5 protein-coding genes are annotated in these 5,179 nt (G+C 64.5%); all 5 read right to left on the reverse strand.

The features are described 5' to 3' along the window. Positions 1-314 precede the first annotated feature (314 nt). Positions 315-1,175: a hypothetical protein gene (locus JOY90_RS32955; RefSeq protein WP_291695274.1), complete on the reverse strand. Its 861-nt coding sequence runs from the start codon at positions 1,173-1,175 to the stop codon at positions 315-317. 97 nt (positions 1,176-1,272) lie between these two features. Then, entirely contained in the window at positions 1,273-2,535 is a 1,263-nt protein-coding gene (locus tag JOY90_RS32960) for an MFS transporter (RefSeq protein ID WP_291695275.1), read from the reverse strand. Positions 2,536-2,754: 219 nt separating this feature from the next. Further along, positions 2,755-3,045: a hypothetical protein gene (locus tag JOY90_RS32965; RefSeq protein WP_291695276.1), complete on the reverse strand. Its 291-nt coding sequence runs from the start codon at positions 3,043-3,045 to the stop codon at positions 2,755-2,757. After that, on the reverse strand, positions 3,023-3,559 hold the full coding sequence (locus JOY90_RS32970) for a type II toxin-antitoxin system antitoxin SocA domain-containing protein (protein WP_291695277.1): 537 nt from the start codon (positions 3,557-3,559) through the stop codon (positions 3,023-3,025). Before JOY90_RS32970 ends, JOY90_RS32965 begins: the two co-directional genes overlap by 23 nt. Before the next feature lie 753 nt (positions 3,560-4,312). Next, on the reverse strand, positions 4,313-5,179 hold an 867-nt coding region (locus JOY90_RS32975), incomplete at its 5' end, for a thiamine pyrophosphate-dependent enzyme (RefSeq protein ID WP_291695278.1).

Below are 5,179 nucleotides of genomic sequence, written 5' to 3' on the forward strand. Positions count from 1 at the left end.
CGAGTCCGGCGACAGGCCCTATCACATCATCGCCACCATCGGCGATCAGCAGACCGATCTCGATGGCGGGCACGCCGACTGCGGCTTCAAGCTGCCCAACCCGTTCTACTTCATCCCGTGACACGACGCGGCGGTCCTTCCGCCACACACCTCATAGCTTGTGCGGCGAGCCGCGGCAGGCGCCGACATAGTGATAGAACTTGATCGCCTCGGCGAGGCATCGCGCGTTGGTGAGGATGCTTCATGTGAGCCGACCCCTTCCCCTCCAGGAGGGTGATAGCCCAGCGGCCACAGGATCGGCGATGCGCTACCCGTCAGGTCCCGGCGAACAGGGGCCGCGTCACGTCGTCGAACAATTCGTCGACGGAGAACTCGCGCGAAATCAGCGCCTGCTGCGCGGCGTAGCGGATGATCAGGCCGAGCGAACGCCGCATCTCGTCGGGGGTGAAGCGCGGCGCGGACGGCGCGGCCCTGGCGGATTCGACCAGCAGGCGGTGCAGCTCGCGCGCGACCTCCGGGTGCTGCGCCTTAAGCTCCCGCTTCACCACCACCATGTGGTTGATCGGCGCGATTCCGTACTTCGCGAACCACGCCTTCTCCTCGGCGGCGACCTCGGCGAACAGCGGCTTCAGGTCGGGATGCTCGACCTTCTCGCCCAGCACCGCGTCGAGCTCGCCGTCGAGGAGCATCTGCACGATCGGCTTGCCGGCCGGCGCCCGCTTGGTCGTATCCTTGTACTCGGCGACGTGCGCGTCCTCGAACGTCACCCAGTCGATGGAGTCGAGGTCGACGCCATAGTCATTGGCCAGGATGCCGCGCAGCCAGGCGCCGGTCGTGGTGGTGAACGAGCGGATGCCGACGCGCCTGCCGTTGAGATCGGCCGGCTTCAAAGTGCCATGCCTGGAATTGTACAGCGCGTAGCCGTGCTGGAAGCGCGCGACCACGACATCGGGCAGCAGCACCAGCGGCTTGTCGAAACTTTTCGCCATCAGGTAGGTGACGATCGCAAGCTCGGCGACGTCGAACGCCTGCTCGCGGACCATCGGCTTGAAGCCGCGGTTGGTCGGCGAGTAGTCGACGAAGTCGAATTCGATCAGATCGGATTTGAGCGCGCCGCTCTTCAGCGCGGCCGTTCCGGGGTGGTCGCCAAGCAGGGTGCGCAGGCGCATCGCCATGTCAGTCCTCTTTCGATGAGCGCGACATCAATCCGCGAAATGAAGCCAAAGCGCGCATCCGGTCAACAGATATTCCGGCAGCGGGCGGCGGCCCGGATCACCGCGCATTCGCCGGCGCATGCACCGGCCAGAGATCGGCGCGCCAGCGCAGTGCGATGACCGCCATCAGCACGAGCCCTGAGCCGGCATAGAGCGTGCTGGTCGCCACGAAACCGATGCGGTCGATCAGGCTGCCGGCCACCAACAGCCCGAGCGGCAGGCCGTAGATCACCATCATGCGCACGCCCATCACGCGGCCGCGGATATGCGCGCTGGCGCCGCGCATGAGGATGACGGTGACCAGGATCATCGACATGCCCTGCGCGATGCCGGTCAGCACCAGGCAGGCCATCCCGGCCCGTAGAGTCTGCATCTGCGCGAACGCCAGCAGCATCACGTACCACGCCATCGACGTGCCGATCAGAAGCCGCGCCATGCGCACCCCGTTGCCGGCGAGCATCAGAACGATCGCCCCGATCAGGGAGCCGGCCGCAAAACTCGCCGAGATGTAGCCGAGCCCGGTCTGGTCGGTCCCATAGATCTCGCGCGCCACATAGGGCAGCAGCCCGTTGGTCGTGGGATAGGCGGTCAGGTTGGTGATGAAGGCGATCGACAACGCGGCCTGCATGCGCGGCATGCCCCGGATATAGGCCACGCCCTCCTTCAGGTCGCGGAGCGGCGAGCGCGGCAGTCCGGCGTCGGCCCCCGGCGCGGAAAGATGCGGATTCGGCGGCCCCACGACACAGAAGGTCAGCGCCGTCGCGGCCAGATAGAGCGCGACGACCGCGACATAGGCCGGGCCGATCCCAAGCAGCGCGAACAGGCCGGTGCCGGTCAACGCGCCCGCGATGCGCGCGGTGTCCATCGTGGTGCGCGACACGCTGATCGCGCCGACCAACAGCTCCGGTGGCATGATATCGGCGACCAGCGCGCCGCGCACCCCGAGGTCCGATGGACGGACCATGCCCATGATCGCCACGGTCACGATGACCACCGTCGGCGTCAGACGATGCGTCAGCGCGAGCAGCATCAGCACACCGGAGCACACCGCGTAGGAGGCGCGCATCAGGCCGAGCAGGTCGCGGTGGCCGATGCGGTCGCCGATCACGCCGAACAGCGGCGCGATCAGCGTGCCGACATAGGTGAGCGAGGCCAGCAGCGTCAGGAGCACGACCGATCCGGTCTCGACCACGATGTACCAGCCGAGCACCTGCGCCTCCATCTCGAAGGCCCAGGAGGTCAGAAGATCGGACGGCCACAGAAAACGATAGTTGCGGATTCGGAACGGCGCCAGTGGAGCGGCACACGCGTCTCCCTTCACGCCACGACGACGCTGATCATGCGTTCCACCCTGCCTGTTTGTTCTGTCGCGCCTTGATGGGCGATCACGCGTGGCAGGCTAACGCCGGACATGCCGGTGTCAATTGCCGCCCACGCATGGATGCTCGACGGGATTGGACGAGGTCGCAGGGCGGATCAGCCGAGGCGAAATCCGCCACATGATGACGACGGTTGCTGAGAACTTGCGCAGCTGCCTTCGCTAACCGATGCTTGCCATATCGATCGAGAGCGTGTCGCCAAGAATACGGTAGACGACACGAATCCTCGGCAGGCCGGCCGGCGGGTCGCCATCGTCCACGAAGAGCTTCCAGCCCGGACGGTGCGGCCCGATCAGCAAACCTTCGCGATGACCCGTGAACTTCAGCCTCTGCTGTATGGCGAGCCAGTGTGCATCAAGGCGCGGCCATTGTTCGCAACTCGCCTTGATAAGTGCTTCAACCGCCTTGGATTGCCGAACGATGAAGCCATCAGGCGGGCGCGCTATGTGCATCAAAGTCTGCGATCATTTTCTCTGCCCAGGAGACATCCCGGGCGGTGATCTCACCCGGGATTACCGCGGCCGCAGCGATCGGAACGTCGGCGCCCAACTCGATCTCTTCCCAGAGAGCATTGTCTGCGACGCGCGAGATGCTCGCGGAGGAAGGATTCGAGCAGATGATGTCGGCGATCGCATCGACGATCGCGATCTCATCTGAGGAAAAGACGCCGATGTCCGGCTTGACGCGAGACAAATACATCGTCTTGGGACGGCCGTAGTAATTATCCTTGGAAACGGCAATTCGGCTCTGGCGCGAGAGCGCCTCGATGACGTCGTCAACCCCTTTCGGGGTCGGGCCAAACTGCGATCTCGTGTAATCGCTTGCCCCGGTAATGCTGCGTCCGAGCTTGCGGTACGTGTCGACGTCTGAGTACCAGCAAATCTCGTTGAGCCTGGTTGCCCCCAGTTCGGCGGGGCTGCAACGCCAGATCACATAGTGCAGGAGCTGCGGCAGACGGCTTGGCATGATGATCTCTCTGGATCTGACCACGGCTATCGCGGAGGCCCTTGACCCAAATGAGAACATAATAAGAACACGGAGTCAAGCCAGCCCCATTGTCCGGTCGAGGCACGCCACGTCTCAATTAATTTCTGATTTTCAAAATCACACTTGACATTTCTCCAAATCAGAATTATTCTCCCGCCTATCCCGCCTCATGCAGAGGGGCGCTTCGCGGTCGTCACGGACGTGGAGGCGGGGAGCGGTGGCCGCGAGGGGTCGCAGCGTTCTCATCTGAGGGCGCCGACGAACGATCCCTTGCGGACGGCGAAGACGCGTGGTCCTGACACCCCGACGCTGGTGTCAAGCTCGCGACGATGCTTCTGGCATCGCGCGCGGGCGACGGGGGCAAGAAAGCCCGGTCCCCGGGGAGAGCGCGGAGTAAGCCGTCAACCCACTGCGCAGGGAAGGCCGGGTGTTCTCGGCTGAGCCTGTGGTTCCTGCCCCGTGCGTTCTTTGTTGCACGGGGGCCATGGGCGCTGGCCGGCGCCCGGTCTTCCCTGCGCCCTCTCACTTCTGAAGAGGGTCCCGTCTTCGCAACACTCGGACGCCCAGCGCCGCGAGAATGCGAGGTGTTGGATGTTTGGTAGTCGAAGCGAGATGCTTGGACTTCACCTCGCTCGATCGCGATGGATTTGGGTTGAATCGGGTTGCGGCAAACGTTCACCTCTCCCCTCGCGTCCGCCGCTGCCGCCAGTATCTAGCCTGATCTCATCAGGTCTATCCGGTGACATGCCGTATCGCCGCGCGCGACAGGAAGCGCAGTTTCTCGTTCAGCGGAAATCGACCGAAATTGGTCTTCACCGTGCCGAGCGTGAAGGCGGTCTTCTTCGAGTAGTCGATGCGCACGTCGACGATGACCGGCCTGCCCTCGCCTGCGATCTCACCGGCCTTGGCGATCACGCCTGCGATCGCGTCGTTGTCGTTCATCGCGAGGTAGGCGGCGCCGGTCGCCATCGCCACGCCCTCGATGTTGAGCCGGCCGAGAGTCGTGCAGGGCTTGCGGGCGTAGGGAAGCGCCTGCGCTTGTCCGATCTGGGCGAGCTCGCCGTCGTTGAAGACGTAGTAGACGATGCCGAGGCCATTGCTCGCGGCCGTCACGATCTCCATGCAGGTCATCATGAAGGCGCCGTCGCCGACGATCGCCTGCACCGAACGGTCGGGAAAGGCCAGCTTGGCGCCGATCGCAGCCGGCACCGCGTAGCCCATGCAGTTGAAGTCGGTCGGCAAAATCACACTCTTAGGCGCGTGAATCGGCATCAGTTCGGCGGTAAGAAAGGTGTGGTTGCCGTCATCGATCGCGATGATGCCGTCATCCGGCATGCTTGTCCGCAGGCCGGCGAAGAACCGCGCGGGGTTGACCAGCCCGGCCGTGTCGCTGCGGACCCAGCTCTCGCGATAGGCCGCCTTGTCGTCCCTGATCTGCTCACGCAGCGCGCCGTCGGCGTTCCGGCGCGGCTTGGCGTCGAGCACGCGCAGGAGCTCGCGCAGCACGGCGCGCGCGTCGCCTGGGATCGCGACCTTGGCCGGGTAGTTGGCGTTGAACACCTTCGGATTGATGTCGACGTGAACCAGATTCTCCGGCAC

Origin of the sequence: Bradyrhizobium sp. (genome assembly GCF_019242285.1) — a bacterium.
Classification (GTDB): domain Bacteria; phylum Pseudomonadota; class Alphaproteobacteria; order Rhizobiales; family Xanthobacteraceae; genus Bradyrhizobium.

What these genes read in the sequence shown, in the direction of transcription:
- JOY90_RS32965 (WP_291695276.1), bottom strand. Translation starts at nt 3,045, where the DNA reads ATGCACATAGCGCGCCCGCCTGATGGCTTCATCGTTCGGCAATCCAAG.
- JOY90_RS32955 (WP_291695274.1), bottom strand. Translation starts at nt 1,175, where the DNA reads ATGGCGATGCGCCTGCGCACCCTGCTTGGCGACCACCCCGGAACGGCC.
- JOY90_RS32970 (WP_291695277.1), bottom strand. Translation starts at nt 3,559, where the DNA reads ATGCCAAGCCGTCTGCCGCAGCTCCTGCACTATGTGATCTGGCGTTGC.